Source organism: Streptomyces melanosporofaciens, assembly GCF_900105695.1.
Taxonomy (GTDB): domain Bacteria; phylum Actinomycetota; class Actinomycetes; order Streptomycetales; family Streptomycetaceae; genus Streptomyces; species Streptomyces antimycoticus.
Genome location: NZ_FNST01000002.1, coordinates 4,368,972 through 4,395,706 on the forward strand (window position 1 = coordinate 4,368,972; position 26,735 = coordinate 4,395,706).

The window sequence follows — 26,735 nt, forward strand, 5'->3', positions numbered from 1 at the left end:
ACTCTCCCACCGTCGGAGAGTCCACCATGACGGCATGCACGAAGAACTCCTCACCATCGGACGCTTCGCCCGCCTGTGCCGGCTCAGCATCAAGCAGCTACGGCACTACGACGAGACGGGGCTCTTGGCTCCGGTCCACGTGGACGCCCACTCCGGCTACCGCTATTACGCCCCCGAGCAGGCACGTGATGCCCTGACCGTGGCCCTGCTCCGCGAGATGGATCTCCCCCTGGCGGTGATCGCCCGGGCGCTGGCCGCCGAGCCCGAATCCAGAGCACAGATCCTGCGCGCCGAGCGGGACCGGCTGGCCGAGCGGATCAGCAGGGATCAGGCGCGGCTGGAGATGCTGGAGCGGCTGGCGGAGGGCGGCCTTCCCGGCTACGAGGTGACGATGGGCAGCGAGCCGGAGCGACGGCTGGCGGTGGTGCGGGCGATCTGCGCCTTCGAGGAGATCGGAGAGACGTTCGGGGCATGCGTGGGCCGGCTGTTGCCCGTACTCGGCAAGGAGGGAATCGCATGGGAGCCGCCGCTGTGGGGGCTGTATCCGCTGGATCTGGAAGAGCGGATGGAGATCGCCGTCGGAGCGCAGACCTCGCAGGGGGAGGGGACGCCCGGCCTGGAGTTCGAGACGCTGCCCGGCGGGCCCGTGGCCGAGACCGTGCACATCGGGTCCTACGCCCAGCTCCCCCTGGCCTACAACGCTCTCTTCGCCGCTGTCCACGAGCGCGGGCTGCGTCCGCGAGCGCCGGTACGTGAGGTCTATCTCGTCGGGCCGGGAGAGGCACCGCAAGAGGAATGGATGACCCGGCTGATCATCCCCGTCCAGGAGAGCACGGCATGACCACGGTGATTGACCTTGCTCCCCGGGACGCCCGCGGTGCGCAGCACTGCGAGACGTCGGCTCTGGGGGTGCTGCTGCGGCACCAGGGACTCGATCTGTCCGAGCCCATGCTCTTCGGCCTCGGCTCCGGTCTGTCCTTCATCTACTGGGACAGCAAGAGCATGGGCTTCCCCTTCCTCGGGGGACGGGTCAAGCCCTTCGAACTGACCAGGAACCTGGCCACCGGCCTCCGGCTGGACCTCCTGGTCCAGGAGACCACCTCCCCTCGCCGGGCATGGGAGAACGTGGCGGCCCACATCGAGGCCGGCCGCCCCGTCGGACTGCAGCTCGACAGCTACCACCTGGACTACTTCGGATCGAAGGTGCACTTCGGCGGTCATGTCGTCGCCATGTACGGCTACGACGACCACGACGCGTACCTGGTGGACACCGACCAGCAAGGCGGAACGGTGACCACCAGCCTGACCAGCCTCGCCCGGGCCAGGGCCGAGCGCGGCCCGATGACCGCCAAGCACCGCTCCTTCACCCTCACCGCCCCGAGCAATCTGCCCACCCCACCACAGGCCCACATCATTCCCGCCATCACCGCCTGCGCCGAGGCCTTCCTCAACCCGCCCATCGCCAACCTCGGCCACCGAGGCATCGAAAAGGCCGGCCAGCAGGTACGCACATGGCTCCAACGGACCGACGACCCGCAACGGGACCTACCCCAGGCCGCCCTCCTGATGGAGCAGGCCGGCACCGGCGGCGCCCTGTTCCGCAACCTCTACCGCGACTTCCTCGCCGAATGCGCCCAACTGCTCGACAGCGACCACCTGCGCACCGGCCACGCGATGTACACCGAGGCGGCCACCCTATGGACGGAAGTCGCCGCACTCATCACCCGCGCCGGTGCATCAGGCGATCCGCAGTGCCTCGTACGGGCCGCCGCCATCCTCCACGACCTTTCCCGCCTGGAGCACGCGGCGATGCGCGCGCTGAGCCGCCTGGCAACCTTTGGCGGGCCCCGTGCCTGATCAACCTCTGCCTATTGGCGGGAGAGGACCCGGGTGATGCCCGCGGCCAGGGCCGTGGCCAGCAGCCAGCCCGCGCCGATCAGGAGCCAGGCGATCCACTGGGTCGGTCCCGTCGGCTGGCAGGTCAGCGTGATGGCTCCGTCGGCTCGAGGTTCCCGTCCACCGTCGTGGCGCCCATCCCCAGCCCCGGTAGGCACGAGCCGCCGAAACTGGTCACCCGAAGTGTGGCCCCGTACAACTGCGGCGCCTCCCAGAGCCGGAGTTCCGGGCCGGTGAGGTCGTCTGGGCGCATCCGGGAGCCCTCCGGCTGGTCGGGAGCGGGGCCCGCCCATGATCAAGCCGGGCGAGGTGGCCGCCGCGAGCGTAGCCACGTGTCCTGGGATGCCCACGCTCTCGGCCCGGCAGTCCTCAGTCCTTCAGGACACCGGCGGCGCGGGCGGAGGCGAGCCACTGCGGGAACTCATGGAGCAACTGATCGTAGAGCGCGGCGTCGGAGAGGCCCTTGGGTGTCGTTCCGGCGGCGAAGAAGCCGGCGTTGTCGACGATGCGCCGGTTGGGCACCGGCAGGTCGTCGAGCCTGTGCAGGAAGCGGAACTCGTCGTTGCCGAACCCGATGAACTGCCAGAAGATGGGCAGCCTCGCGGCCGTGCACAGCACATGCTCTGCCGCCGCCTTGGACGTGGGGGAGCCGTCGGTCTGGAAGACGACGAATGCCGGGTCGTCGGCTCCGGCCGACTGGTAGTGGTCGATGACGGCCTGCATGGCGACGTGGTAGTTGGTACGGCCCATGTGCCCCATCGAGTCGTGCAGGGGGTTGATCCGGTCCTGGTAGGCATCGAGGCTGATCTCGGCCGTCCCGTCGATCTCCGTGGAGAAGAAGACGACCGGCACGATCCCGTCGTCATCGAGGTTCGCCGCGAGGGCCAGCGTCTGTTCCGCCAAGTGCTGTACGGAGCCGTCACGGTAGTACGGGCGCATGCTCCCGGAGCGGTCCAGAACCAGGTACACCGCGGCACGCTGCCCGTCGGCGCCGTGCTTGGCCAGCGAGACCGCAGCCGTCTTGTAGAGGCTGACCAGCCCCGGAGCCTGGGCGGCTACCTTTTCCAGACTGATCGCTGGGGTGGGCGCCTTAGGGAGCTTGCGGTAGTCGATGGCCATAGCCGGTGATTGTCCTCCAACCGGTGAACTCCGTCATGAGGCGCCCCGTTGGGCGCCCACGCGGCCTGGCCTGCATCGTCACCCCGTCGACGTAGGAGTGTTTCTCCCCGCCGCCTCCCGGATGGCGGCCTGCCCGCGTACGGGCTCCTGCCCGGAGTGCAGGTGGAACACCGAGTCGGCCGTGTGGAGCCCTGCGATCCGGTCAGGGTCGCGGGACTCCCAGCACGCGTGGTGGCGCTCGAACAGATCACGGGTGGCAGCGGTCATGTCTGGCCCCCGTTCCATGGACGAACGGGCATGCTGCGTCAGGCATCCCGGTCGGGCGTGGGCCGAGCGGGAGCGACAACGGTAGCGGCGGGGCTGAGGAGCCGGTCTGTACGCCGGGTCTGTCTCCCGTGTCGCGGCTTCCTGGCCGACATCGTCGCGTCAGGGCCCCGAACCCCGCACGGCTTCGGCGATGACGGTGGTCACCACCTTGCGGAGGGCCCCGGCATCCGGCGGCCCGGCTTCGCGGTCCGCGAAGAGCAGGTGCCCGGTGCCGATCAACATCGGCGCGAGTGCGTCGACGTCGGCGTCGGGCGCGATGCGGCCCCGGTCCCGCTCGGCGGCGAGGTAGGAGGCGATCATGGCTGTGGCCTCCGTCAGGAGCGGCACGCCGGTCGGCGTGGTTTCGCGGAGTCGGGCGCGCAGCTCGTCGCGCGAGGTGACGAGGCTGATGATGGCCACGGCGACCGACTCGAACAGGGTCGTCAGCGCGTCGGCGAGGTGGTCGGCGACGGTGCCCGTCCCGGCGGAGTCGCGCAGGGCGGCGGACTGGTGGTCGAGCCGGGCGATGCGATCCAGGACGAGCCCGGTGAGGAAGGCGTCGAAGTCGGCGAAGTGCCGGTGCAGGACGCCCTTGGCGCAGCCCGCCTCCGTGGTGACCGCCCGGCTGGTCAGCGCGCTCGGCCCGTCCCGGAGCAGGACGCGCTCGGCGGCGTGGAAGAGCTGCTCGCGTACGTCACGCATGGCCACCCCTGTCGGCACCGTGCGTCCCTCCTTACCTCTTTGGGCCCGCTCCCGTTGACGAGTGGGCATGTGCCCACTCATAGTGGGCGCATGCCCACTCTACCGTTTTCCGAGAACCAGCCTCATCAACACCGGCAGATGGCGGAGTCGTTCGGCTCGGATGCCGAACGCTACGACCAGGCTCGGCCCCGCTATCCCGAAGCCATGGTGGACCGGATCGCCACCAGCAGCCCCGGCCGCGACGTACCCGTCGTCCCCGACGTCCTCGACATCCTCGACGTCGGCTGTGGCACCGGTATCGCGGCCCGGCAGTTCCAGGACGCGGGCCACAGGGTGCTCGGGGTCGAACCGGACGCGCGGATGGCCGAGGTGGCGCGGCGGCTCGGGACGGAGGTCGACGTCGCGACGTTCGAAGCCTGGGACCCGGCCGGTCGCGAATTCGACGCCGTGATCGCGGGCCAGGCATGGCACTGGATCGACCCGGTCGCGGGAGCGGCCAAGGCCGCCCAGGTGCTGCGGCCCCATGCCCGACTGGCCGCGTTCTGGAACGTCTTCCAGCTCCCGCCCGATCTGGCGGAAGCCGTCACCACGATCTACCAACGTGCCGTGCCCGACGCGCCGTTCGACTTCCGGGCGATGACACGGGGCGGGCTGGACGCCAACCAGCCGATACTCACCAAGGCCGCCGACGGGATGCGAGAGACGGGTGTGTTCGGCGAACCGGAGCAATGGCGGTTCGACTGGGAGCGGACCTACACCCGGGACGCGTGGCTGGACCAAATCCCCACCCAGGGCGCCTTCACCCGGCTCCCCTCGGACAAGCTGGCGGAAGTGCTGGAGGGTGTTGGGGCAGCCATCGACGCGATGGGCGGCAGCTTCACGATGCCGTACGCAACGGTGGTGATCACCGCGACGCGAACTGCCCCGGCCTGACCAGGAGCCCCCGGCCTCACGGCCCCGTCCGCCGAGGAGGCTCCAACGGTGCCCGATTCGCCGGGCCGGCACGTACTGTGGCCGGCCATTCGCCCCCTGGCGGTATCCACGTGCGATGGCCGGCCCAGTCCACCCAGCGCATTGCTTCGTGCCCCGAAGTCGCCATGGGGTGCATGTGGTGACGCATGCGCCGCTGTCATGCACGCAGAGCTCCGCATTGGCCGGACCACTGCGGAAGTAGGCCAGTTCCCCAGCCAGGTGCCTGCCTGCGCGGCGGTGCCGACCTTGACCCGCTTCTCGCGGCTGAGCTCAGTGGTCGGCTCCGGAAGTCCTTCGGGGGTTGACCCCGGGACGGCGCGTCTGTCGGGTGTCGCCGAACCCCTGGCTGGGACAGCCGTTGACGAGGGCTGCTACCGCCAATCCGGATGGCCACGGCCATCACCGACCACCTGGCCGGCCGCGGGCTCGACGTCATCACTCCCGCGCCAAGCGGACCGCGTGTTCGTCCACCAGGTCATCTTCAACGGACACACCCGGAGGTGTGCGTCAAACCAAACGGTTTGGGCGTTGTTCTCAGTCCGAGCGAGGGAACATGCGCTCGACGGCGGCCACCAGTGCGGCGCGGCGGGCGGCGATGGAGGGGTCCACGGCCTGGTCTGCGGCAGCGGCGGCGATTTCGGGCTGACCTGCCCAGGTCATGGCGATCTGGTTGATCAGGGCGAGGACGTCGACCGGGTCCCAGGCCGGGTCGAGCAGCCCGATGCGCTGTGCGTCGCGGAGTTGGTCGAGCTTGCCGGCGATCGTGGCCTGGAGGGGGCTGGTGGTGTTGTCTGCGAGCTCGGCCAGCTCCAGGCGGCCCCACATGATCAGGCGGTAGTGGTCCGGACGTGCCGTGAAGTGGTCGAAGAGGATGCCGGCATAACCGGGCAGGTCGGCCGGGTCCAGCTGAGTGGCCTCGACGAGTGCGGTCGTCTCGCGTTCGGCGACGTGCGCGTAAAGGGCTTCCTTGCTGCGGAAGTAGGCGTAGACACGTTCCTTGCTCGTCCTGGCCTGCTTGGCGATGCGGTCCACGCGGGCGCCGGCGATCCCGTGCCGGGCGAACTCCTCCTTGGCTGCGGCGACGATCCGCTGGCGCGTGGAGTCGGCGGACTCGCCCGCGATGGCGGCGTCCGAGGTCTGGCCAGGGTTGGTGGAGCGAGGCATGAGCCCAGGATAGGCGACCGAACCGTTCGGTTTTGCGTTGCACTCCAGACAGGCGTAGGTTCACACCGAACAGTTTGGTTTGGTCAGCTATGGGCTGCCGACATGACACGAGGAGCGATCTCATGCAGCACCGCACCCTGGGACAGCAGGGACTGCGCGTCTCCGCGCTCGGACTGGGCGTGATGGGGATGTCCCTGGCCTACGGCCCCTCGAACGACGAGGACGGCATCTCCACCATCCGCCGCGCCCACGAACTCGGAGTCGATTTCTTCGACACCGCCGAGCTGTACGGCCAAGGCACCGGCAGCAACGAGACGCTGCTCGGCAGCGCAGTCAAGGACTTCCGCGACGAGGTCATCCTGGCCACCAAGTTCGGCTTCGACATGACCAGCAAGACGCTGGGGAGCGGCGTCAACAGCCGCCCGGAGAACATCCGCAAGGTCGCCGAGAACAGCCTGCGCTACCTCCAGACCGACCGCATCGACCTCTTCTACCAGCACATCTCCGACCCCGACGTACCGGCCGAGGAGGTCGCCGGCACTGTCGGTGACCTGATGGCCGAGGGCAAGGTGCAGTACTTCGGCCTGAGTAACGTCGGCCCGCAGTACATCCGCCGAGCCCACGCCGTCACCCCGGTCACAGCCCTTCAGTACGAGTACTCGGTCTTCGAACGCGAAGTAGAGGACGAGATCCTTCCGGTCCTGCGAGAGTTGGGGATCGGCCTGGTACCGTACTCGCCGCTCGGCCGCGGTTTCCTCTCCGGCGTGGTCAAGCCCGCTGACGAGTACCCCGAGGGCGACATGCGCCGCTGGGACGAGCGCTGGCAGGGCGAGAACTACGCCTACAACCTGAACGCCGCCGAGCAGCTCCGAAAGCTCGCCGCCACCAAGGGCATCACCCCCGCCCAGCTTGCCCTGGCCTGGCTGCTCGCCCAGGGCGAGGACGTAATCCCGATCCCGGGCACCCGCAGCGCCACACGTCTGGAGGAGAACGTCGGCGCCACCGACGTAGAACTCACCGAGGCCGACCTGGCCCGTATCCGGGAGGTCCTCCCCCGGGGCTCCGCAGGCAGCCGCTACCCGGCCTCGATCATGGCTGGCTACCGCACCGACTGACAGCCCGTACACCAAGTCCGGCGGTCCCGGGCATGCGGCGGCGAGCAGCGGCGGCATGTCCTCCCAGGCGGGGCTGTGACCGGGGTCTGTGCCCGGTTGCTCCACCTTCTATTCTGTTTGTCCGGTGTGGTTGTCGCATGGGTGCGGCACGGGGCGTCCGGGGTGTCCCTGGAGGCCCGGGAGGCTCAAGGGCTGACCGCGAGAGCGGAGGTCAGCCCTCGGCCGGGGCCACCCCGATCGGGCAGGAGACGCCCGTGCCGCCGATGCCGCAGTAGCCGGCCGGGTTCTTGTCCAAGTACTGCTGGTGATACGCCTCGGCCGGGTAGAAGGGGCCCGCCGGGAGGATCTCGGTGGTGATCTCGCCGTAGCCGGAGCCCGTCAGGACGGACTGGTAGGAGGCGCGGGAGGACTCGGCCTCGGACTGCTGCTCGGGGGAGTGGGCGTAGATCGCCGAGCGGTACTGGGTGCCGACGTCGTTGCCCTGGCGGAAGCCCTGGGTGGGGTCGTGGGACTCCCAGAAGAGCTTCAGGAGGGCGGCGTAGGAGGTGACGGTCGGGTCGAAGACGACGCGGACGGCCTCGGTGTGGCCGGTGAGGCCGCTGCAGACCTCTTCGTACGTGGGGTTCTCGGTGTGGCCGCCCTGGTAGCCGACGAGGGTGGTCCAGACGCCCGGGGCCTGCCAGAACTTCCGCTCCGCGCCCCAGAAGCAGCCCAGGCCGAAGTCGGCGACGACCAGGCCCTCGGGGTACGGGCCGGCCAGCGGGTTGCCGAGGACCGTGTGGCGGTCGGGGACGGTGAAGCCCGGTTCGGCGCGGCCCTTCAGCGCCTCCTCGGGGGTGGGGAGGTGGTTCTTGTGGCGGCTGAACAACATCACTGGGCTCCTATACGGATCCGGCTGGCGGGTGTGGTCCCTCGGGCGGGTGCGTTACGCGTTACCTGGGCGGGTGCGGTCACTGCGCTGGTGCGGGTCTTACGGCGCGGGGTGTCTCCCTGCGCCGTGTGCTTGTTACAACGGGCTTCGGGGTGTCTGAATTCCGCCGCCCGACCCCTCACCGCGGCAGCGTCTCACCCCGGCAGCGTCGCCGGGGAGCCGCCCCCGCCCTCCCAGCCCGCGACCGCGAGCGCCCGGTAGACCGTGTACTCGGCCGCCGGGTCCGCCCCGTACGACCACGGGACCGCGCCCACATGGCCGTCCACGTGGCGCAGCTGCTCCAGGGCCTCCGCGTACCGCTCCGCCCGGACCAGGAAGAAGACCAGCAGATGGCGGACGTGCGGCAGCACCGGGTGGTCGGCGGGGGCCCGGCGGACGGCGAAGAGCGCGCCCTCGATCGCCTTCACGATCACCTCGCTCCGGTAGAGCGTGCGCACGAGGTTCGCCTCCGGCAGGTGCTCGAAGACGCCGAAGAGGGGCAGGGCGGGGAGGAGGCTCTTCTCGGGGGCCGAGGCGGCGGCCGCGTGGGTGAAGGCGTCGGCGCGGTCCTGGGAGCCGTGCCACTTCTCGCACCAGTAGTGGAGGGCGGCGAGGTGGGCGCCCATGTGGTGCGGGGCGAGCTTGGTGACCTTGGACCACAGCTCCTCGAAGTCGGCCTGCCGGTAGGCCATGCCGCGGGCGACGCCGAGCTCGATGATGTGCGGCACCGGGTCCTCCGGGGCCAGCCGGGCCGCCTCGTGGCAGACGTCCCGGGCCTCCTCCAGGATCATCCGGAAGTCGACCGAGGACGGGTCGAGCAGCGCCTGCCGGACCAGGAACTCCGCCTGCACCGCCGCCGCGCCCGGGTCCTCGGGGGCCGCCACCCGCCAGGTGCGCAGCCACATCCCGCCCTGGCCGGGGGCCTGGGCGAGCTCGAAGGCCGCCGCCCCGGCCAGCGTCTGCACCCGCTGCCAGCGCAGCTCCGAGGTGGCCTCGGTGAGTGCGAGCAGGCGGGCGGCCGGTTGCCAGTCCTGCCGGGCCTGGACCTCCTCCAGGGCGTCGATCAACTGCCGGTCCGGGCCGGGCAGCCGTACGTCCAGCCGCTCGCGCGGTACGAAGCCGTACTCCTGCGGATCCGAGGCGCGCATCATCCCCCGCACGGCCTCGCGGCCCCCGCGCCGCCGCCGCAGGGCCGGCATGACGATCAGCCCGCCGATCATGACGATGGCGATGAGGAAGATCAGAAGCTCCATGAGGTGTCCCCGTGTGAAGTTCCGTAACGGCTGGTGGTCCAGAACGGCTGGTGGTCCGTAACGGCTGGTGGCTCAGAACGGCTTGTGGTCCAGCCTATGCGCCTCGGCGGTCGTTGAATCCAGCACGGGCGCGTCGGGCGTTACGCTCGGGCCCATGAGCCACCAGCACCCCGAGGGGCATCCTCAGAGTTTCGAGACGCTCGCCATCCACGCGGGCCAGGAGGCCGACTCGCTCACCGGCGCCGTCGTCCCCCCGATCTACCAGGTCTCCACCTATAAGCAGGACGGGGTGGGCGGTCTGCGGGGCGGCTATGAGTACAGCCGTTCCGCCAACCCCACCCGCACCGCGCTGGAGGAGAACCTGGCGGCGCTGGAGGGTGGCCGCCGCGGCCTCGCCTTCGCGTCCGGTCTTGCCGCCGAGGACTGCCTGCTGCGCACGCTTCTGGTGCCGGGCGACCATGTCGTCATCCCGGACGACGCGTACGGCGGTACGTTCCGCCTGTTCGCCAAGGTCGTGGAGCGCTGGGGGGTGGAGTGGTCGGTCGCCGACACCTCCGACCCGGCGGCGGTACGGGCCGCGCTCCGCCCCCGTACGAAGGTGATCTGGGTCGAGACCCCGAGCAACCCGCTGCTCGGCATCACCGACATCGCCGCCGTGGCCGACATCGCCCGCACCGCGGGGGCCCGGCTGGTGGTGGACAACACCTTCGCCAGCCCGTACCTCCAGCAGCCGCTCGCGCTCGGCGCGGACGTCGTGGTGCACTCCACCACCAAGTACATGGGCGGGCACTCGGACGTCGTCGGCGGTGCGCTGGTCGTCTCCGACACCGGCCTCGGGGACGAACTCGCCTTCCACCAGAACGCGATGGGCGCCATCGCCGGGCCCTTCGACGCCTGGCTGGTGATGCGCGGCATCAAGACCCTCGCCGTCCGCATGGACCGGCACAGCGCCAACGCCACGCGGATCGCGGAGATGCTCACCGCGCACCCCAAGGTGACCCGGGTCTACTACCCGGGGCTGCCGGAACACGCGGGGCACGAGATCGCGGCCAAGCAGATGCGGGCCTTCGGCGGCATGGTGTCGTTCCAGGTCGCGGGCGGTGAAGAGGCGGCGGTCGAGGTGTGCGACCGGGCGCGGCTGTTCACGCTCGGGGAGTCGCTCGGCGGCGTCGAGTCGCTGATCGAGCACCCGGGGCGGATGACGCACGCCTCGGCGGCGGGCTCGGCGCTCGAGGTGCCGGCCGATCTCGTACGGCTGTCGGTGGGCATCGAGTCGGTCGACGATCTGCTCATGGACCTGAGCCAGGCGCTGGGCTGACGGCTGGGGCGGGTGGCTGCCTGATCGCCTGCCCGCCCGACCGCCTGGCCCGCGAACCTTTGAGGGCGGTCACCATCCTTCGAGGGGTGGGGTGGTGTCGGTGGGCGGCGGCGCGGTCCACGGTTCGACGATCGCCGCCCAGACGGCGAAGGCGACGACCGCGGCGAACAGCAGCAGCCAGCCGACGGTGCGTACGAACTGGTGGCGGCGGAGCATCCGCCGTCCCCGTTCGGTCGCCCGGCCCGCCAGATCCGGCGGCAGCACCGGATGCGGGCCCTCCAGCATCCGGCGGACCTCGGTCTCCTTGCGGTCCGGAAAGCTCATGGCGCCACCCCGGTCCCGGCTCCGGCCCCGGTTCCAGCTTCGGTGGCCATCCGGCGGGCCTTGGACGGAGGCGTTCCGGTGGACGGGGGCGTTCCGGTGGACGGGGGCGTTCCGGTGGACGGGGGCGTTCCGTACGCGCTACGCCGCGGCGCCGCGCTGCGCATCGCCGTCACCGCGCGGGTGCAGATCGCCCGGACCCGCTCGACCGGGAGGCCGAGTGCCGCCGCCGTCTGCTCCTCCGCGACCCCCTCGTACAGCCGCAGCACCAGCACCAGCCGCTCCTGCGGGGTGAGCCGGGCCAGGAGGCCGCCGCGCGGGTGGCGGTAGCGGTGGCCTCGGTGGGCGAAGAGGGCGGCCAGCGTCCGGCGGGTGTGGTCGTACGGATCCTCGCCGCGCAGCCGGTCCCAGCGGGCGTACGTGCGCGCGAGCGCGGCGGTCAGCAGGCGCTCGGCGGCTTCGGTGTCCCCCGTCGGCTCCCCCGTGAGCAGCGCGGCCGCATGCAGCAGGCGGCCACCCGCGCCCGCGACGAATACCTCGAACTCCCGGGCCCGGCGGCCATCCCGTGCTGCCCGCCGCTCTCGCACCACGTCCTCCGCCTCCCGTTCCTTTAGGACACGGCAGGCACGGGCACCCGGTCAAGAGGTCTGCCAAGAGGTCTGCGAGCTCTGCGCGGTCGCGCCGGGGGTCAGGTGGCGGGCGCCGCCTGGGGCACCGTGCTGTGTGCGGCGGAGAGGGCGCTGTTGAACCGGGTCAGCAGATCGCAGAAGAGATCGCGCTCCTCCGCCGTCCAGTCGTCGGTCACGCGGGCCATCAGGTCGCGCCGTGAGGAGCGCACTTCCTCCAGGCGGGCCTTGCCGCGTGGGGAGAGTTGCAGCACGACCGCGCGGCCGTCCTCGGGGTGCGAGGTGCGCTTGACCATGCCGGAGTCGACCAGCGGGGCGACCTGGCGGGTCACGGTGGACGAGTCGATGCCCATGCTCCCCGCGAGCGCCTTGACCCCCATCGGGCCTTCCTGGTCGAGCCGGTTGAGCAGCAGATACGCGGCTCGGTCCATGGAGTTGCGGGCCTGGCCGACGCCGCCGAGCCGGGTCTGTTCCGCACGGCGGGCGAAGACGGCGACCTGATGCTGGAGCGTGTCCAGTACGCCGGTGTCGAGTTGAGTCGTCATGTCCGATTGGGTGGGCATGGCCTAGGGCTCACTTCATGCGGTGGTCTGTGGGATGTGGCACAGAGTACGCGGCCGGGGCCCTGCCCGTACGGGGGCTGCAGAAACCTGACGACCTCCGAGCCACAACCTGCCGTTCTGAGCCGTTCTCCGTCGTCGTGGCCCGCCGTGGGCCTTGGCCCGAATACCCGACCGGCACCGGCCCGGCACCGGACCCGCACCGGCCCGGGCCGCGGGGGCCCGCCGGGGTGAGCTGCCAGACTGGGGACCATGGCTGCACGACACGGCGACGAGGACGGGCCCGGCTCCGGGTCCGGCCCGGCCTCGCACCCCACCTCCTCCGCTTCTGCTACCGCCTCCACGGGTTCCGCGGGGTCTGGCCTCGCTTCCGGCTCGGGGCGGTCCGCCTCCGCTTCTGGCTCCGAGGGGTCCGGGCCCGAGGGCTCCGCCTCCGGGGGCTCTGCCTCCGCTTCCGCCTCCGAGGAACCCGAGACGATCAAGACGATCACGCTCGACGACATCCGCGGGGCGCAGAAGACGCTGTCGGGGATCTCCCGGCTCACCGCGCTGGAGGGCAGCCGCTATCTGTCCGGTCTGGTCGGCTCGCCGGTCCACCTCAAATGCGAGAACCTCCAGCGCACCGGGTCGTTCAAGCTGCGCGGCGGCTATGTGCGGATCTCCGGGCTCAGCCCCGAGGAGCGGGCGGCCGGGGTGGTCGCGGCGAGCGCCGGGAACCATGCGCAGGGCGTCGCCCTCGCCGCCTCGCTGCTGGGCGTGCGCTCGACGGTCTTCATGCCCGAGGGCGCCCCGCTGCCGAAGATCGCGGCCACCCGGGACTACGGCGCCGAGGTGCGGCTGCGCGGCCAGATCGTGGACGAGACGATGCGGGCGGCGCAGGAGTACGCCGAGCGCACGGGCGCGGTCTTCATCCACCCCTTCGACCACCCGGACATCATCGCGGGGCAGGGCACGGTGGGGCTGGAGATCCTGGAGCAGTGCCCCGAGGTGCGCACCGTGGTGGTGGGCATCGGCGGGGGCGGGCTGGCGGCCGGGATCGCGGTGGCGGTGAAGGCCCTGCGGCCGGATGTGCGGGTGGTGGGGGTGCAGGCGGAGGGCGCCGCGGCGTATCCGCCGTCGCTGGCGGCCGGGCGGCCGGTCTCGATCGAGGCGCCCGTGACGATGGCGGACGGCATCAAGGTGGGGCGGCCGGGCGATGTGCCGTTCCAGATCATCGACGATCTCGTCGACGAGGTCCGTACGGTCACCGAGGACGAGCTGTCCAGCGCGCTGCTGCTCTGCCTGGAGCGGGCGAAGCTGGTGGTGGAGCCGGCGGGCGCGAGCCCGGTGGCCGCGCTGCTGTCGGCGCCGGAGTCCTTCGAGGGGCCGGTGGTCGCGGTGCTCTCGGGCGGCAACGTCGATCCGCTGTTGATGCAGCGCATCCTGCGGCACGGCATGGCCGCGGCGGGGCGCTATCTGTCGCTGCGGCTGCGGCTCACGGACCGGCCGGGGGCGCTGGCCACGCTGCTGGGAGTGCTGTCGACGCTGGACGCCAATGTGCTCGACGTCAGCCATGTGCGCACCAATCCGCGGCTCGGGCTGAGCGAGGCCGAGGTGGAGCTGCATCTGGAGACGAAGGGGACGGACCACTGCGAGGAGGTCCGGGAGGCGCTGCGCGGGGCCGGTTACACGGTGATGGCCTGACGACGGGAGACGGCCCGCCGCCGCGGGCCCCGCGGCGGGGCTGATGCCCCGACGGCCCGGGGCCTCGTCGCCCCCGGGTCTGACTATCTTCTCCTCGCGTATGTCGCGATGTATCGCGTTCCCGGTACCATTGCCGTCCAGTTGCTGCCGAGCGCTGCCCATATGGGCGGACTTATGCCTTGATTGAGTGTGGAACGGCCCCAACCCCGGGAGTGCCAACATGCCAGGCGCTATTCACGCCGAGGGTCTGGTGAAGACCTTCGGCGACGTAAGGGCTCTGGACGGCGTCGATCTCGACGTACCGGAAGGAACCGTGCTCGGACTGCTCGGCCCCAATGGCGCCGGCAAGACCACCGCGGTGCGCGTGCTCACCACGCTGCTGCGCCCGGACAGCGGAACGGCGGTGGTCGCGGGGGTGGACGTGCTGAAGAACCCCGACGAGGTCCGCCGCTCCATCGGGCTGTCCGGCCAGTTCGCGGCCGTGGACGAGTATTTGACCGGCCGCGAGAACCTCCAGATGGTCGGCCAGCTCTACCAGATGGGAGCGCGGGCGGCCAAGTCCCGCGCGAGTGAGCTGCTGGAGCGGTTCAGCCTCGCCGAGGCGGCCGACCGCACCGCCAAGACGTACTCCGGCGGGATGCGCCGGAGGCTGGACCTCGCCGCGGCCCTGGTGGTCAGCCCGCCCGTGATGTTCATGGACGAGCCGACCACCGGTCTGGACCCGCGCAACCGGCAGGCGCTGTGGGAGGTCATCCAGGAGCTGGTGGCCGGTGGCACGACGCTGCTGCTGACCACGCAGTATCTGGAGGAGGCGGACCATCTGGCACATGACATCTGCGTGATCGACCGCGGCCGGGTCATCGCCCGCGGCACCTCCGACCAGCTCAAGGCCCATACGGGCGGGGAGCGGGTCGAGGTCGTGGTGCATGAGCGCGAGCACATCGCGGTCGCCGAGCAGGTCCTGCGGGTCCTGGGCAAGGGCGAGACGACCGTGCAGCAGCACACCCGTCAGGTCACCGTCCCGGTCGTGGGCGGCGCCAAGCTGCTCGCCGAGGTCATCCGCGAACTGGACACCCGCGGTGTGGAGATCGACGACATCGGACTGCGCCGCCCGACCCTGGACGACGTGTTCATCTCCCTCACCGGCCATGGAACCGAGGACGGACTCCAGGGCGGCGGCGAGGCCGAGAGCAAGGGAGTCGAGTGATGGCCGTCGTCGAGGAGACCGGTGCCACCGTCACGGCGGCCCCCCGGCCGCGCGGCGGACCGCTGCGCTCCGTCCGGGACTCGCTGGTGGTCGCCAAGCGCAATCTCCTGCGGATGATGCGCATCCCGGAGATGGTGGTGTTCGGCCTGGTGCAGCCGATCATGTTCGTGGTGCTGTTCAGCTATGTCTTCGGCGGCGCGATCATGGTGCCGGGGCAGGCCAGCGCGGATGCCACGGTGTATCGCGAGTTCCTGATGGCGGGGATCTTCGCGCAGACCGTGACGTTCGCCACGGCGGGCGCGGGGGCGGGGATCGCCGACGATATGCACAAGGGGCTGATCGACCGCTTCCGCTCACTGCCGATGGCGCGGGGCGCGGTGCTCACCGGCCGTACGCTCGCCGATCTCGTGCAGACGGCGCTGACGCTGGTGGTGCTGGCGATCGTCGCGGTCATCGTGGGCTGGCGGGTCCATGACGGCGTCCTGAAGGCGCTGGGCGCGTTCGCGCTGCTGCTTCTGCTCGGCTACGCCTTCTCGTGGATCGGCGCGCTGATCGGCCTGTCGGTACGGACGCCGGAGGCGGCCACCTCGGGCGGGCTGATCTGGCTCTTCCCGCTGACGTTCATCTCGAACGCCTTCGTGCCGTCCAGCAAGATGCCCGCCGTGCTGGGCCATATCGCCGACTGGAACCCCTTCAGTGCGACGGTGCAGGCGTCCCGGCAGCTGTTCGGCAATCCGGAGGGCGTGGTCTCGGATGCCTGGCCGATGCAGCATCCGGCGCTGGCGTCGGTTCTCTGGTCGCTGCTGATCATCGTGCTCTTCCGGACGCTGGCGGTGCGCAAATACCGCTCGGCGACCGCCTGAGCGGCCCCGCTGAGGGGTGTGGCGATCGTGGAGGAGCCCCGGCCGTCCGGCCGGGGCTCCACACCGGGCGCTCAGCCCTGGTACGGCTTGGCCTCCAGGATCCGCACCGAGGCGGTGCGGCCGTTGGGCAGCTCGTATTCCGCGTCCTGGCCGACCTTCTTGCCGTTCACGCCCGAGCCCAGCGGGGACTGCGGCGAGTAGGTCTCGATGTTCGCGCTCGCGTACTCACGGGAGGCGAGCAGGAAGGTCAGGGTGTCGTCCGGGTCGCCGTCGAACGCGATGGTGACGACCATGCCGGGGGCGACCACGCCGGTGTCCGCGGGTGCCTCGCCGACCTTCGCCTGCTGCAGGAGCTGCGTCAGCTGACGCACTCGGAGCTCCTGCTTGCCCTGCTCCTCCTTGGCGGCGTGGTAGCCCCCGTTCTCCCGGAGGTCACCTTCCTCCCGGGCAGCCTCGATCTTCTTCGCGATCTCGACACGTGCGGGACCCGACAGGTACTCCAGCTCGGCCTTGAGCTGGTCGTACGCCTCCTGGGTCAGCCAGGTGACGTTCTCGCTGGTCTGGGTCACAGGTGCTCCTCGTCGGTGCTGGGAATACAAATGAACGCCCTACTCAGAAGGGTGCGCCTTCAAAGCGGGGCGAAACCACGAGCCTAACAATTCCGGCAAGAAACGGGGAGGAGGGAACTGGGCGCAATGCGCAGGAAAGCCGTCAGTGCTGGTCAGATCGGGGCAGCCGCCGACACGTCCGGTTCGATTATCGTCCGGGCTCGCAGCCGATCAGCTCGGCGGTGGTCGCCCGGGCCGTGGTGCGCACGGTCACCACCTTGACCAGGTCGCCCTCGCGCTGGTCGAAGGTGAAGTCCTTCCGGCCCACCTCGTCGTGGTACTCATCCAGGGTACGCACGGTGCAGACGCCGGTGGCGTCCTTGTCCTTGGTGATCTCCAGCCGGACGTCGACGGCGTCGTCGGCGACCACCTTGAAACCGGTCAACCGGCCGCTGACGTCCTGACCGGCGATGTAGTCGTATCCGAACCACGCGATCAGGGCCAGCAGCCCGGCACCGAGCACCGCGCCGACGATCTTCAGCGTGCGGTCGGCACGGGCGTCCGCGGACCGGCCGTAACGCCCGTCGGGAAGACCCTCGCGCACGGCGGCCATGGGCGTTCCTCCTGCTGGGAGAGACATCGGAATTATTTGTCCCTGGTTTAGGTCACTATAGAAGCCGTCTCCCACGACGAATCACTGAGGATCGAACTTGACTGAGCAGCTGCGTTTGATGGCCGTGCATGCGCACCCCGATGACGAGTCGAGCAAGGGCGCGGCCACCATGGCCAAGTACGTGTCTGAGGGGGTGGACGTGCTGGTCGCGACCTGCACAGGCGGAGAGCGCGGCTCCATCCTCAATCCCAAGCTCCAGGGCGACCCCTACATCGAGGAGAACATCCACGAGGTCCGGGCCAAGGAGATGGACGAGGCGCGCGAGATCCTCGGCGTCAAACAGGAGTGGCTGGGCTTTGTGGACTCCGGACTGCCCGAGGGCGATCCGCTGCCGCCGTTGCCCGAGGGCTGCTTCGCGTTGCAGGACGTCGAGGCGGCGGCGGAGCCCCTGGTGAGGCTGATCCGCTCGTTCAAGCCGCAGGTGATCACCACCTATGACGAGAACGGCGGCTATCCGCACCCCGACCACATCATGACCCACAAGATCACGATGGTGGCCTTCGAGGCGGCGGGTGACCCCGAGAAGTACCCGGAGGCGGGGGAGCCCTGGCAGCCGCAGAAGCTCTACTACAACCAGGGCTTCAACCGGGCGCGCACCGTCGCCCTGCATGAGGCGCTGCTGGCCCGCGGTCTGGACTCGCCGTACGAGGAGTGGCTGGAGCGCTGGAAGACGTTCAACCGGCCCGAGCGCACCCTGACCACCTATGTGCCCTGCGCCGACTTCTTCGAGATCCGCGACAAGGCGCTGATCGCGCACCGTACGCAGATCGATCCCGACGGCGGCTGGTTCCGGGTGCCCATGGACGTCCAGCGGGAGGTCTGGCCCACCGAGGAGTACGAGCTCGCCAAGTCTCTTGTGGACACCTCCCTCCCCGAGGACGACCTCTTCGCGGGCATCCGCAACAATTGAGCCCATGATGAGCGCCACCAGCACCCTCGCCATGACGCATCTCGTCCCGCTCGCCAAGGACCTGGACGAGAACAAGGTGACCCCGGGCGTCCTCGGTTTCATCGTCTTCGCCGTGATCGGCGCGGCGGTGTGGTTCCTGATGAAGTCCATGAACAAGCACATGAAGCGGGTGGACTTCGAGGAGGGGCCGGAGCCCGGCAAGGCTCCGGCGACGGCCTCCGCCGAAGCGACCAAGGGCGAGGAGCGCACGGCCTGAACCCTGGCCGGGTCCGACCGCGTGCCCCGCGTGAGCGGGGCCTCACGGCCCGGCCGCCGGGATCACATGTATCCCGGCCCGGCCGACGGGATCTCGCGTATCCCGGCCCGGCCGACGGGCTCGCGTATCCCGGCCCCCTCTCCGCGCTCTTCGTGACCAGGCCCTGTCCGGCCTAGCCGCGAGGCTCCGCCAGCACGGCCATGACCTCGCGCGAGTGGCGGCTCGGCACCATGCCGAGCTGCCATGCCTGCCACCCCGTTTCCGGCTCGACGCCGCGCTCCAGCACCAGCGCGAACGCCTCCGCGCACCCCTCCAGCCGGGAATCGCCCGCCGTGCCCTCCTCGCGCATCTCCCGTGCCAGCTCCGCCAGCTCCTCCTGGGCCACCGCCGTGCCGATGACCGAGCCGCCCGCGGAGGCGAACGGCAGCAGGGTGCAGCGCAGGAACCGGGCCCAGGAGCGGCCGCGCCGGTCCCCGTACCCCGCGAACAGCCCGGCCGCCTCGTCCACCAGCTCCAGCGCCTGCGCCGCCTTGCCGTTTCCCGCATCGATCACCGCCAGCTCGACGCAGGACCATGCCTCGCCATGGGCCACGCCCACCCGCCGGAAGTCATGCCGCGCGTCCTGGAGAAGCTGCCGGGCGAAGCCGCTGTTGCGCAGCGAGCCCGTCTGCGCCGCCCGCAGATCACGGGTGACCCGCGCCGAGTGATGGCGGGAGCACGCCAGCCCGTACACATCCCGCATCCGGTTGAACATCAGACGGGCCCGCTCCAGCTCGCGCAACGCCGAATCGTGGTCGCCGCGCTCCTCCAGCGCCTGGCCCAGGTAGTACAGCGTCCATGCCTCACCCCGCGCGTCCTCGTTCTCCCGGTGGCGGGAGAGGGCCTGGCGCAGCTGGTCGACGGCCGCCGACGCCTCCCCGGCCACCAGCCGGGCCCGGGCGAGCTGGGTGAGCGCCCATGCCTCACCGCGCTGGTCATGGGTGCGGCTGTAGGCGTCCAGCGCGCCCCGCAGCTCGGCCTCGGCGCGCGGCACATCGCCCATCCGCAGACATGCCTGGCCGAGCTGGAAATGCGCCCACGCCTGGCCGTGCAGGCTCTCGTTCTCCTGATGCAGCTCCAGGGCCGCGTCCAGCAGCTCCAGCGCCTCGGCCAGCCCGCCGCGGTCGCGCTCCACCGCCGCCAGGGCGTGCATCGTCCAGCCCCGGTCACCGCGCAGCTCCTCGGCCTGCTGGAGCTCCAGCGCCTCGCGCAGCTTCGCCGCGGCCTCCCCGAGATTGCCCTGGTGATGCAGGGTGATACCGAGACTGCACAGGGCACGGGCCGCGCCCGCCTGGTGCTGCGCCTCGAAATACAGGTCCACCACCGAGGACAGCGTGGTGCGCGCCTGGTCCAGCTCGCCGAGCTGGCGGGCCGCGATACCGGTGCGCCACTGCACGGACCGCATCAGCAGCCCCTGGTCCACGGCCTGGGTGAGCTCGCTGATCTCGCCCAGCCGGTAGAGATCGCCGCGCAGCAGGCAGTAGTCGCACAGGGCGCCCAGCAGATGCAGCACCGCGGACTGGTCCACGCCCTCCGCATGGCGCAGGGCGGCGGTGATGAAGCTCGATTCGTCGTCCAGCCAGCGCAGCGCCGCGTCCAGCGAGGTGAAGCCATGGCCGCCCGCCGCGCCCTTGCCGAACTTGTCGGCACGGGTCGAGGTCTTGCCGTCGACCAGCCGGATCACCGAATCCGCGAGCTCGGCATAGCTGCGGATCAGCCGCTCCTGCGCGGCGGTGCGCTGGTCCGGCTGCTCCTCGTCGAGCAGCCGGGCATGGGCGAAGGAGCGCACCAGGTCATGGAGGCGGTAGCGGCTGCCGCGCACATGCTGGATCAGCCCGGCCCGGCCGAGCGCCTCCAGATGGCGGCCGGCCTCCTGCTCATCGGTGTCCAGCAGCGCCGCGGCCGCCGCGCCGCCCAGGCTGGCCCGCCCGGCCAGCGCCAGCCGGCGCAGCAGCCGCCGGGCGCCGTCCTGCTGGTCGGTGTAGCGCAGCCACAGGGCGCGCTCGATCGCGCCCACCGGGCCGTACGCCTCCAGCTCGGTGACCAGGGCGGCGGGGGTGCGCGGGCCGAGCGAGGAGCCCGCGATCCGCAGCGCCAGCGGCAGCCGCCCGCACAGCTCGGCGATCCGCTCCACGGACTGCCCGTCGTAGGGGCCCGCCCCGCTGGGCTCCTCGGCGGAGGTCCGCAGCAGCTCCTCGGCGCCCGGCTCGTCCAGCGGGCCCACCTCCATCCGGTGCACCCGGGCGGCGAGGTCGGACGGCAGATCGAGCGGAGTGCGCGAGGTGATCAGGACCAGGCTGTCGGACCGCTCCGGGATCAGGGTGCGCACCTGCTCGGCGTCGCGGGCGTCGTCCAGCACGATGGTGACCGGCAGCCCGGTCAGATACTGGTGATACAGCTCGGTGAGCCGTCTGATGTGCTGGTCCTGCGAGGACCGCTCCCGGAAGAGCAGCTGGTCGCGGGGTGCGCCGAGCCGGTTCAGCAGATGCAGCAGGGCGTCGCGGGTGGGCAGCGGGGCCTGCTCGGGGCTGTCGCCGCGCAGATCGACCAGGCACGCACCGCGGAACTGATCGCGCAGATGGTGGGCCGCCCGCACGGCCAGCATGGTCCGGCCGGAGCCCGGCGGGCCCTCCAGCAACACCACCGTGGGCTGGGTCTCGGTGGACACGCGGGCCTGCTGCACCCACTGCGCGATCTGGGTGAGCTGCGCCCGGCGCCCGGCGAACGGGCCCTCCGCCTCGGGAAGGTGGGCGAAGGACTGCTCCAGCACGGTGCGCCTGCGGGCCGCCTGGCTGCGGTCCGCCCCGCGCAGCCTCGGCGCCTGACCGGTGACGGAGGCGGAGCGCTTGGCCGAACCGCCGCCCTGGCGGGCGGCGGCCGAGGTCATCCGGTGCTGGTCGATGAACGGTCGGATGCCCCGCACCTCGACCGCCGTGAGCCACTGCAGCCGCAACTGCTCGGGCCCGCCGGGCTGGTTGCGCAGCGCGGCCTGGCGATGGGCGGTGGGCCAATGGCGCGCGGTGAGCTTGACGACGGCGGCGGCCGAACCGGCCACGGCGGCCGTCACCCCCGCGCCCAGCGCCGTGCCCGCCGAGGTGCCATAGGTGAGATCCGCGCCGAAGGCCGCCGCCGCGGCGACCGTCGCGGCCAGCGCCGGGGTGCCGAGCTGACCGCGCGACAGCCGCGCCGAGAGCGGACTGCTGCCCGCGTCGGCTTCGTCCAACGCGCGCACATACGCCCCGTACTCCTCCGCGGCGGTCGCGGCCATCTCGTCCAGCGCGCCCCGCGCCCGGCTGAGCAGCACCCCGCCATCGGTGCGCCCGCCCGAGCGGCGCACCTCCTCCTCCACGGCCCGCGACAGCAGCCGCTCAACTTCCGTCCGGTGGCTGTCCCGCAGCACCGCCAGTGACCCCGGCATGTGATCCCCCTCCTGCAGCAGTGCCCTCAGTCTTCCGTTTCTGGCTCTTTTCCGGCAGCCCTGTGGATAACTCCCCTGTGGACAACTCCGCCTGCCCCGCCGGGCGGTGACGCCCGGGCTTCAGCTCACTGCGGCCCCCTGACAGGCGGGGCTGAGGGCCTCAGCGGTCGCCGTCGGCTCGGTCGTTCTCGGACTCCGACGTTCCGGACGGAAGGCGCGGTGGGGTCAGCAGATCGGCGAGGGCGGCGAAGTCGGTGATGAGCGGTGAGCTGCGGGTGGCGCTCCAGGCGAGACAGACACGGCCGGCTCCGATGCCCTCGACGGGGAGGATGACGACGTCGTGGCGGGTGTAGAAGGTGGCGGTGGAGAGCGGGATGACGCAGATGCCGGCCCCGGCCGCGACCAGTTCGAGCTTCTCCTCCACGCTGTTGATCGGCGGGACTTCGGCGCGCTCTCCGGTGCGCAGCTCATCGGCCACATCCCGCCACTCCGGTACGGCGTCGGGATCCTGGAGCAGATGCTCGCCGGCCAGGTCGCCCACCGGCAGCGCGGACTTCGCGGCCAGCGGGTGGTCCGCGGGGAGCACGACGACGCGGGGTTCGGTGAACAGGGGCCGCACCCGCAGACCGCGCTGGTCGATGGGCAGGCGGACGATGCTGACGTCGGCTCGGCCGTCGTGCAGCACCTCGACCTGGTCCTGCCAGCCGGTCCGCAGCAGCCGGACGTCCAGCCCCGGGTGGCGGGCGGTCAGGGCGCGCACCGCCGGGGTCACCGTGATACCGGGCATGAAACCGATGGTGAACCTCGGGGTCACGGCGGCCGCGGCGGTGACCGCGCGGACCATCGCCGTGCTGGCCGCCAGCAGCCGGGGGGCTTCCGCCAGGAGCCGGGCTCCGGCCGCGGTCAGCTCGGTGCCCCGCCGGTCGCGGCGCAGGAGCTGGACGCCGAGGTCGTCCTCCAGAGCGCGCATCTGGCGGGACAGGGCCGGCTGGGCGATATGCAGCCGCTCGGCGGCGCGGCCGAAGTGCAGCTCCTCGGCGACCGCCACGAAGTAGCGCAGCTTGCGCAGGTCGACGTCCACGCCGGTGCCCTCTCTCATCGCCCCCCTCGTCCTTCCTACCCGAGGTCCGTGGGGACGCGCCGGTCACCCTCGCGCGAAAACGGCCAGCGGGTCGGTGAAGGCGGGGGCCCAACCGAGCTCGTCGCGGGCGCGGGCCGGGGTGAACTGCTGGTCCAGGGCGAAGGCATCGGCGACGGGCCCCATCTCCGCACGGGCCTGCTCCAGGGTGATGGACACGGTCCTGCCCTCCAGCCCGACTCCGTGGCTCACGGCCTGTGCGGCGTCCCGGGCCGTCGGATTGACTCCGCCGACACCCGCGTAGACCGAACCGGCCTTGGCCCGCAGGGCCGCCACATAGAGTTCCGCGAGGTCCTCGACGTGGACCAGGGCCCAGTGCTGGAGGCCGTCGCCGATGTAGGCGATGGCGCCCGCTTTCCGGCCGGGCTGGGTGAAGAGGACGTCGATGAGCCGGTTGTCGCCGCCGTACACCAGCCCGGCGCGGATGATCACGGGTCGGCCGCCGCGGACGGCGCGGTCGAGGACGGCGTCCTCGACCGGGTGGCGCCAGGCGACCACGGCCGGCGGGTTCCAGGGAGCGTCCTCGTCCGCGACGCCGTCGGTGTCGCCGTAGACCCAGGTGCCGCCGGTGTGGACGTAGGTGCCCAGGCCGATGCCGTCCTGCAGCGCGGTGGCCGCGGCGAGGTCTTCCTCGCCCGTCTGGGCCTGGGCGAGGTGGATGACGGCCTCGGCGTGAGCCGCGGCGTCGTTCAGAACGGCGAGGTCCCCAAGGCCCCCGCGCACCGCGGTCGCCCCGAGCGACTGGACCGCTTGGGCCGCGTGCTCGCTGCGGGCCAGAGCGCGCACGGTGTGTCCGTGGCGGTGCAGCGCCTCGATGACCGCCTTACCGATGTAACCGGAGCCGCCGGTGACGAAGACCTTCATGATGTGCGTCCTTCCGCTTCGTTCGGGATCGCTTCCACCCTGCGACCGGGGAGGAACCCGCGTCCAAGACCTGTTCCGCCCCCTGTGATGCCGTGGCGGCATCAGTGCGGACGAGTGCCCCCGGTGCGCCGCCGAAGGCGCCCACTCGCACTCGCCCACCACGATCAGTGCGCATGGAACGGCACAGGGTTACGACGGCCGGGTGGCAGACGAGAGCTATGACGTGATGGTGATCGGGACCAGCCAGGGCGGCCGGTTCCCGCCCATCGATCTCGCGAAGGCGGGCAGGAAGGTGGGCTCGTCGAGCGCGGCCACCTGGGCGGCGTCCGCGTGAACTCCGGGTGCACCCCGGCCAAGGCCCTGGTCGCCAGCGCACGCGCCCGCCCACCAGGCCCGGCGCCGCGGAGTACGGCGTACGGACCGGCCCGGTGCCGGTCGACCTCGCGCCGTGCGGGAGCGCAAGCGGGCGATGGTCGCGGGCGGGCGGGAGAACTACGCGAGCCGCCTGCCGCAGGCAGGGCTCGACCTGGTCGAGGGCGAGGCCCGATTCACCGGGCCCAAGACGGTCGAGATCGCCCTGCCGGACGGCGGGACGCGGGAGATCGGCGCGTCGGTGATCGTCATCGACACGGGCACCCGGCCCAGACAGCTGACCATCAGCGGCGCGCAGAGCGTCCCCGTCCTGGACTCGACCTCGATCATGGAGCTGGGCGAGCTCCCCGAGCACCTGATCACCCTCGGTGGCGGTTACCGGGACCCGTTGGTTACGTGCTGTGGATAACTTCGGTCTGCCTCGCCGGGTGGGGGAGGATGGACCCATGCCGAACCGTCTGGCGCACGAGACGTCCCCCTATCTGCTTCAGCACGCCGAGAACCCGGTCGAATGGTGGCCGTGGTCCGACGAGGCGTTCGAGGATGCGCGTCGCCGCGGGGTGCCCGTGCTGCTGAGCGTCGGCTATTCGAGCTGCCACTGGTGCCATGTCATGGCCCATGAGTCGTTCGAGGACAAGGAGACCGCCGAGTATCTCAACGCCCACTTCGTCTCCGTGAAGGTCGACCGCGAGGAGCGGCCGGATGTCGACGCGGTGTACATGGAGGCGGTGCAGGCCGCGACCGGGCAGGGCGGCTGGCCCATGACGGTCTTTCTGACCCCAGAGGCCCAGCCGTTCTACTTCGGCACGTACTTCCCGCCCCGGCCCCGCCCCGGTATGCCGTCCTTCCGGCAGGTGCTGGAGGGGGTAGGCGCCGCCTGGGCGGACCGCCGCGAGGAGGTCGTCGATGTCGCCGGCCGGATCGTGGAGGACCTGGCCCAGCGCACTGGGATCGCCCTGGGCTCGGACGCGCCCGCGCCGCCCGGCGAGGAGGATCTGCACGCCGCGCTCATGGGGCTGACCCGCGAATTCGACGCCACGCGCGGTGGTTTCGGCGGTGCGCCGAAGTTCCCGCCGTCCATGGCGCTGGAGTTCCTGCTGCGCCACCACGCCCGCACCGGCTCCGAGGGCGCGCTGCAGATGGTGTCCGCCACCTGCGAGGCGATGGCCCGCGGCGGTATCTACGACCAGCTCGGCGGCGGTTTCGCCCGCTATTCCGTCGATGCCGGCTGGACCGTGCCGCACTTCGAGAAGATGCTGTACGACAACGCGCTGCTGTGCCGGGTCTACGCCCATCTGTGGCGCGCCACCGGCTCGGATCTCGCGCGCCGTGTCGCGCTGGAGACGGCGGACTTCATGGTCCGCGAGCTGCGCACCGCACAGGGCGGCTTCGCCTCCGCGCTGGACGCCGACAGCGACGACGGCACCGGCAGGCATGTCGAGGGCGCGTACTACGTGTGGACGCCCGAGCAACTGCGCGAGGTGCTGGGGGAGGCCGACGCGGAGTTCGCCGCCGGGTATTTCGGCGTGACCCAGGAGGGCACCTTCGAGCAGGGAGCCTCCGTGTTGCAGCTGCCCGACGGGGAGCGGCCGGCGGACGCGGGCCGAGTCAGCTCCGTACGGGAGCGGCTGCTGGCCGCCCGGGAGCGGCGGGCCCGCCCCGGCCGCGACGACAAGATCGTGGCCGCGTGGAACGGGCTGGCCGTCGCGGCTCTCGCCGAGACCGGTGCCTATTTCGACCGCCCCGACCTGGTGGACGCCGCGACCGAGGCCGCCGACCTGCTGATGCGTCTCCACATGGACCAGCGCGGGCGGCTGGTCCGCACCTCGCTCGACGGCACCGCGGGCGCTCACGCGGCCGTGCTGGAGGACTACGCGGATGTGGCCGAGGGCTTCCTCGCCCTGTCCGCCGTCACCGGAGACGGGGCGTGGGTGGACTTCGCCGGGCTGCTCATGGACACCGTGCTGACCCGGTTCACCGCCGAGGACGGCACGCTGTTCGACACCGCCGATGACGCCGAGGCGCTCATCCGCCGCCCCCAGGACCCGACGGACAACGCGGCGCCGTCCGGCTGGACGGCCGCCGCCGGGGCCCTGCTGTCCTACGCCGCCATCACCGGCAGCTCCCGCCACCGGGAGGCCGCCGAGCGCGCACTCGCCGTGGTGCGGGCCCTCGGCCCCCGGGTGCCCCGCTTCATCGGCTGGGGCCTGGCGGTGGCCGAGGCCCGGCTCGACGGGCCGCGCGAGGTGGCCGTGGTCGGCCCCGGCGACGACCCGGCGACCCGCGCCCTGCACCGCGCCGCACTCCTGGCCACCGCCCCCGGGGCGGTCGTCGCGGTCGGCGAGCCCGGCTCCGGGGAGGTCCCGCTGCTGCAGGACCGCCCGCTGCTGGAGGGACGCCCGGCGGCGTACGTCTGCCGCGGCTTCACCTGCGACGCACCCACGGCCGATGTCGAGGCCCTGACGGCCAAGCTGGGGGGCTGAGCCGCCGGAAGCGCGCGGC

The 26,735-nt window shown here is 71.4% G+C and carries 27 protein-coding genes; 13 read left to right on the forward strand and 14 right to left on the reverse strand.

The annotated features are described in order from the left end of the window. Nucleotides 1-34 precede the first annotated feature (34 nt). Both BLV72_RS21665 and BLV72_RS21670 read left to right on the forward strand, forming a co-directional pair. Nucleotides 35-841, forward strand: coding sequence for a MerR family transcriptional regulator (locus BLV72_RS21665; protein ID WP_093464230.1), 807 nt, complete (start codon nt 35-37; stop codon nt 839-841). Continuing rightward, the gene (locus tag BLV72_RS21670; RefSeq protein ID WP_093464231.1) at nt 838-1,857 is read left to right on the forward strand and encodes a BtrH N-terminal domain-containing protein; all 1,020 of its coding nucleotides are present in this window, start codon (nt 838-840) and stop codon (nt 1,855-1,857) included. Before BLV72_RS21665 ends, BLV72_RS21670 begins: the two co-directional genes overlap by 4 nt. A 408-nt stretch (nt 1,858-2,265) precedes the next feature. Here BLV72_RS21670 and BLV72_RS21675 read toward each other — a convergent pair whose 3' ends face one another. The 3 genes from BLV72_RS21675 to BLV72_RS21685 form a co-directional block, all read right to left on the reverse strand. Further along, nucleotides 2,266-3,015, reverse strand: a complete 750-nt coding sequence (locus tag BLV72_RS21675) for a vWA domain-containing protein (protein ID WP_093464233.1) — start codon at nt 3,013-3,015, stop codon at nt 2,266-2,268. A 78-nt stretch (nt 3,016-3,093) separates the two neighbouring features. Further along, a complete protein-coding gene (locus tag BLV72_RS21680; protein WP_244320901.1) occupies nt 3,094-3,282 on the reverse strand; it encodes a nuclear transport factor 2 family protein in 189 nt (62 codons plus the stop codon). Between the two features lie 159 nt (nt 3,283-3,441). Then, nucleotides 3,442-4,041, reverse strand: coding sequence for a TetR/AcrR family transcriptional regulator (locus BLV72_RS21685; protein WP_093464234.1), 600 nt, complete (start codon nt 4,039-4,041; stop codon nt 3,442-3,444). A 120-nt stretch (nt 4,042-4,161) separates the two neighbouring features. Here BLV72_RS21685 and BLV72_RS21690 point away from each other — a divergent pair, with 120 nt between their 5' ends. Further along, the gene (locus BLV72_RS21690) at nt 4,162-4,956 is read left to right on the forward strand and encodes a class I SAM-dependent methyltransferase (protein WP_093464236.1); all 795 of its coding nucleotides are present in this window, start codon (nt 4,162-4,164) and stop codon (nt 4,954-4,956) included. Between the two features lie 573 nt (nt 4,957-5,529). Here the strand turns inward: BLV72_RS21690 and BLV72_RS21695 are convergent. After that, nucleotides 5,530-6,159 carry a TetR/AcrR family transcriptional regulator gene (locus BLV72_RS21695; protein ID WP_093464238.1) on the reverse strand — a complete coding sequence of 210 codons (630 nt, stop codon included), beginning with the start codon at nt 6,157-6,159 and terminating at the stop codon, nt 5,530-5,532. 122 nt (nt 6,160-6,281) lie between these two features. Here BLV72_RS21695 and BLV72_RS21700 point away from each other — a divergent pair, with 122 nt between their 5' ends. Further along, nucleotides 6,282-7,274, forward strand: coding sequence for an aldo/keto reductase (locus BLV72_RS21700; RefSeq protein WP_093464240.1), 993 nt, complete (start codon nt 6,282-6,284; stop codon nt 7,272-7,274). A 211-nt stretch (nt 7,275-7,485) separates the two neighbouring features. On the opposite strand, the gene msrA is transcribed toward BLV72_RS21700, so the two are convergent. Continuing rightward, the gene (gene msrA / locus BLV72_RS21705; protein ID WP_093464242.1) at nt 7,486-8,145 is read right to left on the reverse strand and encodes a peptide-methionine (S)-S-oxide reductase MsrA; all 660 of its coding nucleotides are present in this window, start codon (nt 8,143-8,145) and stop codon (nt 7,486-7,488) included. Between the two features lie 194 nt (nt 8,146-8,339). Next, the gene (locus tag BLV72_RS21710; RefSeq protein WP_093464244.1) at nt 8,340-9,437 is read right to left on the reverse strand and encodes a hypothetical protein; all 1,098 of its coding nucleotides are present in this window, start codon (nt 9,435-9,437) and stop codon (nt 8,340-8,342) included. A gap of 154 nt (nt 9,438-9,591) precedes the next feature. Here BLV72_RS21710 and BLV72_RS21715 point away from each other — a divergent pair, with 154 nt between their 5' ends. Next, on the forward strand, nt 9,592-10,755 hold the full coding sequence (locus BLV72_RS21715) for a cystathionine gamma-synthase (RefSeq protein ID WP_059147877.1): 1,164 nt from the start codon (nt 9,592-9,594) through the stop codon (nt 10,753-10,755). Nucleotides 10,756-10,824: 69 nt separating this feature from the next. Here the strand turns inward: BLV72_RS21715 and BLV72_RS21720 are convergent, their stop codons facing one another. From BLV72_RS21720 to BLV72_RS21730, 3 genes are all read right to left on the reverse strand, one after another. Then, nucleotides 10,825-11,079, reverse strand: coding sequence for a hypothetical protein (locus tag BLV72_RS21720; RefSeq protein ID WP_093464246.1), 255 nt, complete (start codon nt 11,077-11,079; stop codon nt 10,825-10,827). Next, a complete protein-coding gene (locus tag BLV72_RS21725) occupies nt 11,076-11,663 on the reverse strand; it encodes a sigma factor-like helix-turn-helix DNA-binding protein (protein WP_208906041.1) in 588 nt (195 codons plus the stop codon). Before BLV72_RS21725 ends, BLV72_RS21720 begins: the two co-directional genes overlap by 4 nt. Nucleotides 11,664-11,764: 101 nt before the next feature. Further along, complete coding sequence (locus BLV72_RS21730) at nt 11,765-12,265, reverse strand: MarR family winged helix-turn-helix transcriptional regulator (RefSeq protein ID WP_174887418.1); 501 nt, start codon at nt 12,263-12,265, stop codon at nt 11,765-11,767. 249 nt (nt 12,266-12,514) lie between these two features. On the opposite strand from BLV72_RS21730, the gene ilvA reads away from it, so the two are divergent. The 3 genes from ilvA (at nt 12,515) to BLV72_RS21745 (ending at nt 16,015) form a co-directional block, all read left to right on the forward strand. Continuing rightward, the gene (gene ilvA / locus BLV72_RS21735; protein ID WP_244320903.1) at nt 12,515-13,945 is read left to right on the forward strand and encodes a threonine ammonia-lyase; all 1,431 of its coding nucleotides are present in this window, start codon (nt 12,515-12,517) and stop codon (nt 13,943-13,945) included. A 220-nt stretch (nt 13,946-14,165) separates the two neighbouring features. Beyond that, the gene (locus BLV72_RS21740; RefSeq protein ID WP_093464249.1) at nt 14,166-15,152 is read left to right on the forward strand and encodes an ATP-binding cassette domain-containing protein; all 987 of its coding nucleotides are present in this window, start codon (nt 14,166-14,168) and stop codon (nt 15,150-15,152) included. Beyond that, complete coding sequence (locus tag BLV72_RS21745) at nt 15,152-16,015, forward strand: ABC transporter permease (RefSeq protein WP_093464251.1); 864 nt, start codon at nt 15,152-15,154, stop codon at nt 16,013-16,015. The genes BLV72_RS21740 and BLV72_RS21745 overlap by 1 nt, the downstream gene beginning before the upstream one ends. A gap of 71 nt (nt 16,016-16,086) precedes the next feature. Here BLV72_RS21745 and greA read toward each other — a convergent pair whose 3' ends face one another. Both greA and BLV72_RS21755 read right to left on the reverse strand, forming a co-directional pair. Further along, nucleotides 16,087-16,584, reverse strand: coding sequence for a transcription elongation factor GreA (greA, locus tag BLV72_RS21750; RefSeq protein ID WP_014054533.1), 498 nt, complete (start codon nt 16,582-16,584; stop codon nt 16,087-16,089). Between the two features lie 187 nt (nt 16,585-16,771). Further along, nucleotides 16,772-17,176, reverse strand: coding sequence for a DUF4307 domain-containing protein (locus BLV72_RS21755; protein ID WP_093464252.1), 405 nt, complete (start codon nt 17,174-17,176; stop codon nt 16,772-16,774). A 97-nt stretch (nt 17,177-17,273) separates the two neighbouring features. Here BLV72_RS21755 and mca point away from each other — a divergent pair, with 97 nt between their 5' ends. Continuing rightward, nucleotides 17,274-18,146 carry a mycothiol conjugate amidase Mca gene (mca, locus tag BLV72_RS21760; RefSeq protein WP_079059770.1) on the forward strand — a complete coding sequence of 291 codons (873 nt, stop codon included), beginning with the start codon at nt 17,274-17,276 and terminating at the stop codon, nt 18,144-18,146. A gap of 7 nt (nt 18,147-18,153) precedes the next feature. Then, nucleotides 18,154-18,402 (forward strand): hypothetical protein, encoded by a 249-nt coding sequence (locus BLV72_RS21765; RefSeq protein WP_059147898.1) that lies wholly within the window; start codon nt 18,154-18,156, stop codon nt 18,400-18,402. A gap of 172 nt (nt 18,403-18,574) precedes the next feature. On the opposite strand, the gene BLV72_RS21770 is transcribed toward BLV72_RS21765, so the two are convergent. From BLV72_RS21770 to BLV72_RS21780, 3 genes are all read right to left on the reverse strand, one after another. Next, a complete protein-coding gene (locus BLV72_RS21770) occupies nt 18,575-21,859 on the reverse strand; it encodes a tetratricopeptide repeat protein (protein ID WP_093464254.1) in 3,285 nt (1,094 codons plus the stop codon). Nucleotides 21,860-22,019: 160 nt separating this feature from the next. After that, on the reverse strand, nt 22,020-22,958 hold the full coding sequence (locus tag BLV72_RS21775) for a LysR family transcriptional regulator (protein ID WP_093464256.1): 939 nt from the start codon (nt 22,956-22,958) through the stop codon (nt 22,020-22,022). A gap of 45 nt (nt 22,959-23,003) precedes the next feature. Further along, entirely contained in the window at nt 23,004-23,861 is an 858-nt protein-coding gene (locus BLV72_RS21780; protein ID WP_093464257.1) for an NAD-dependent epimerase/dehydratase family protein, read from the reverse strand. 202 nt (nt 23,862-24,063) lie between these two features. On the opposite strand from BLV72_RS21780, the gene BLV72_RS51090 reads away from it, so the two are divergent. From BLV72_RS51090 to BLV72_RS21790, 3 genes are all read left to right on the forward strand, one after another. After that, nucleotides 24,064-24,195, forward strand: coding sequence for a hypothetical protein (locus BLV72_RS51090; RefSeq protein ID WP_280143015.1), 132 nt, complete (start codon nt 24,064-24,066; stop codon nt 24,193-24,195). Between the two features lie 114 nt (nt 24,196-24,309). Then, entirely contained in the window at nt 24,310-24,642 is a 333-nt protein-coding gene (locus BLV72_RS48810) for an FAD-dependent oxidoreductase (RefSeq protein ID WP_208905692.1), read from the forward strand. 37 nt (nt 24,643-24,679) lie between these two features. After that, nucleotides 24,680-26,716: a thioredoxin domain-containing protein gene (locus BLV72_RS21790; RefSeq protein ID WP_093464259.1), complete on the forward strand. Its 2,037-nt coding sequence runs from the start codon at nt 24,680-24,682 to the stop codon at nt 26,714-26,716. The last annotated feature ends 19 nt before the right edge of the window (nt 26,717-26,735 follow it).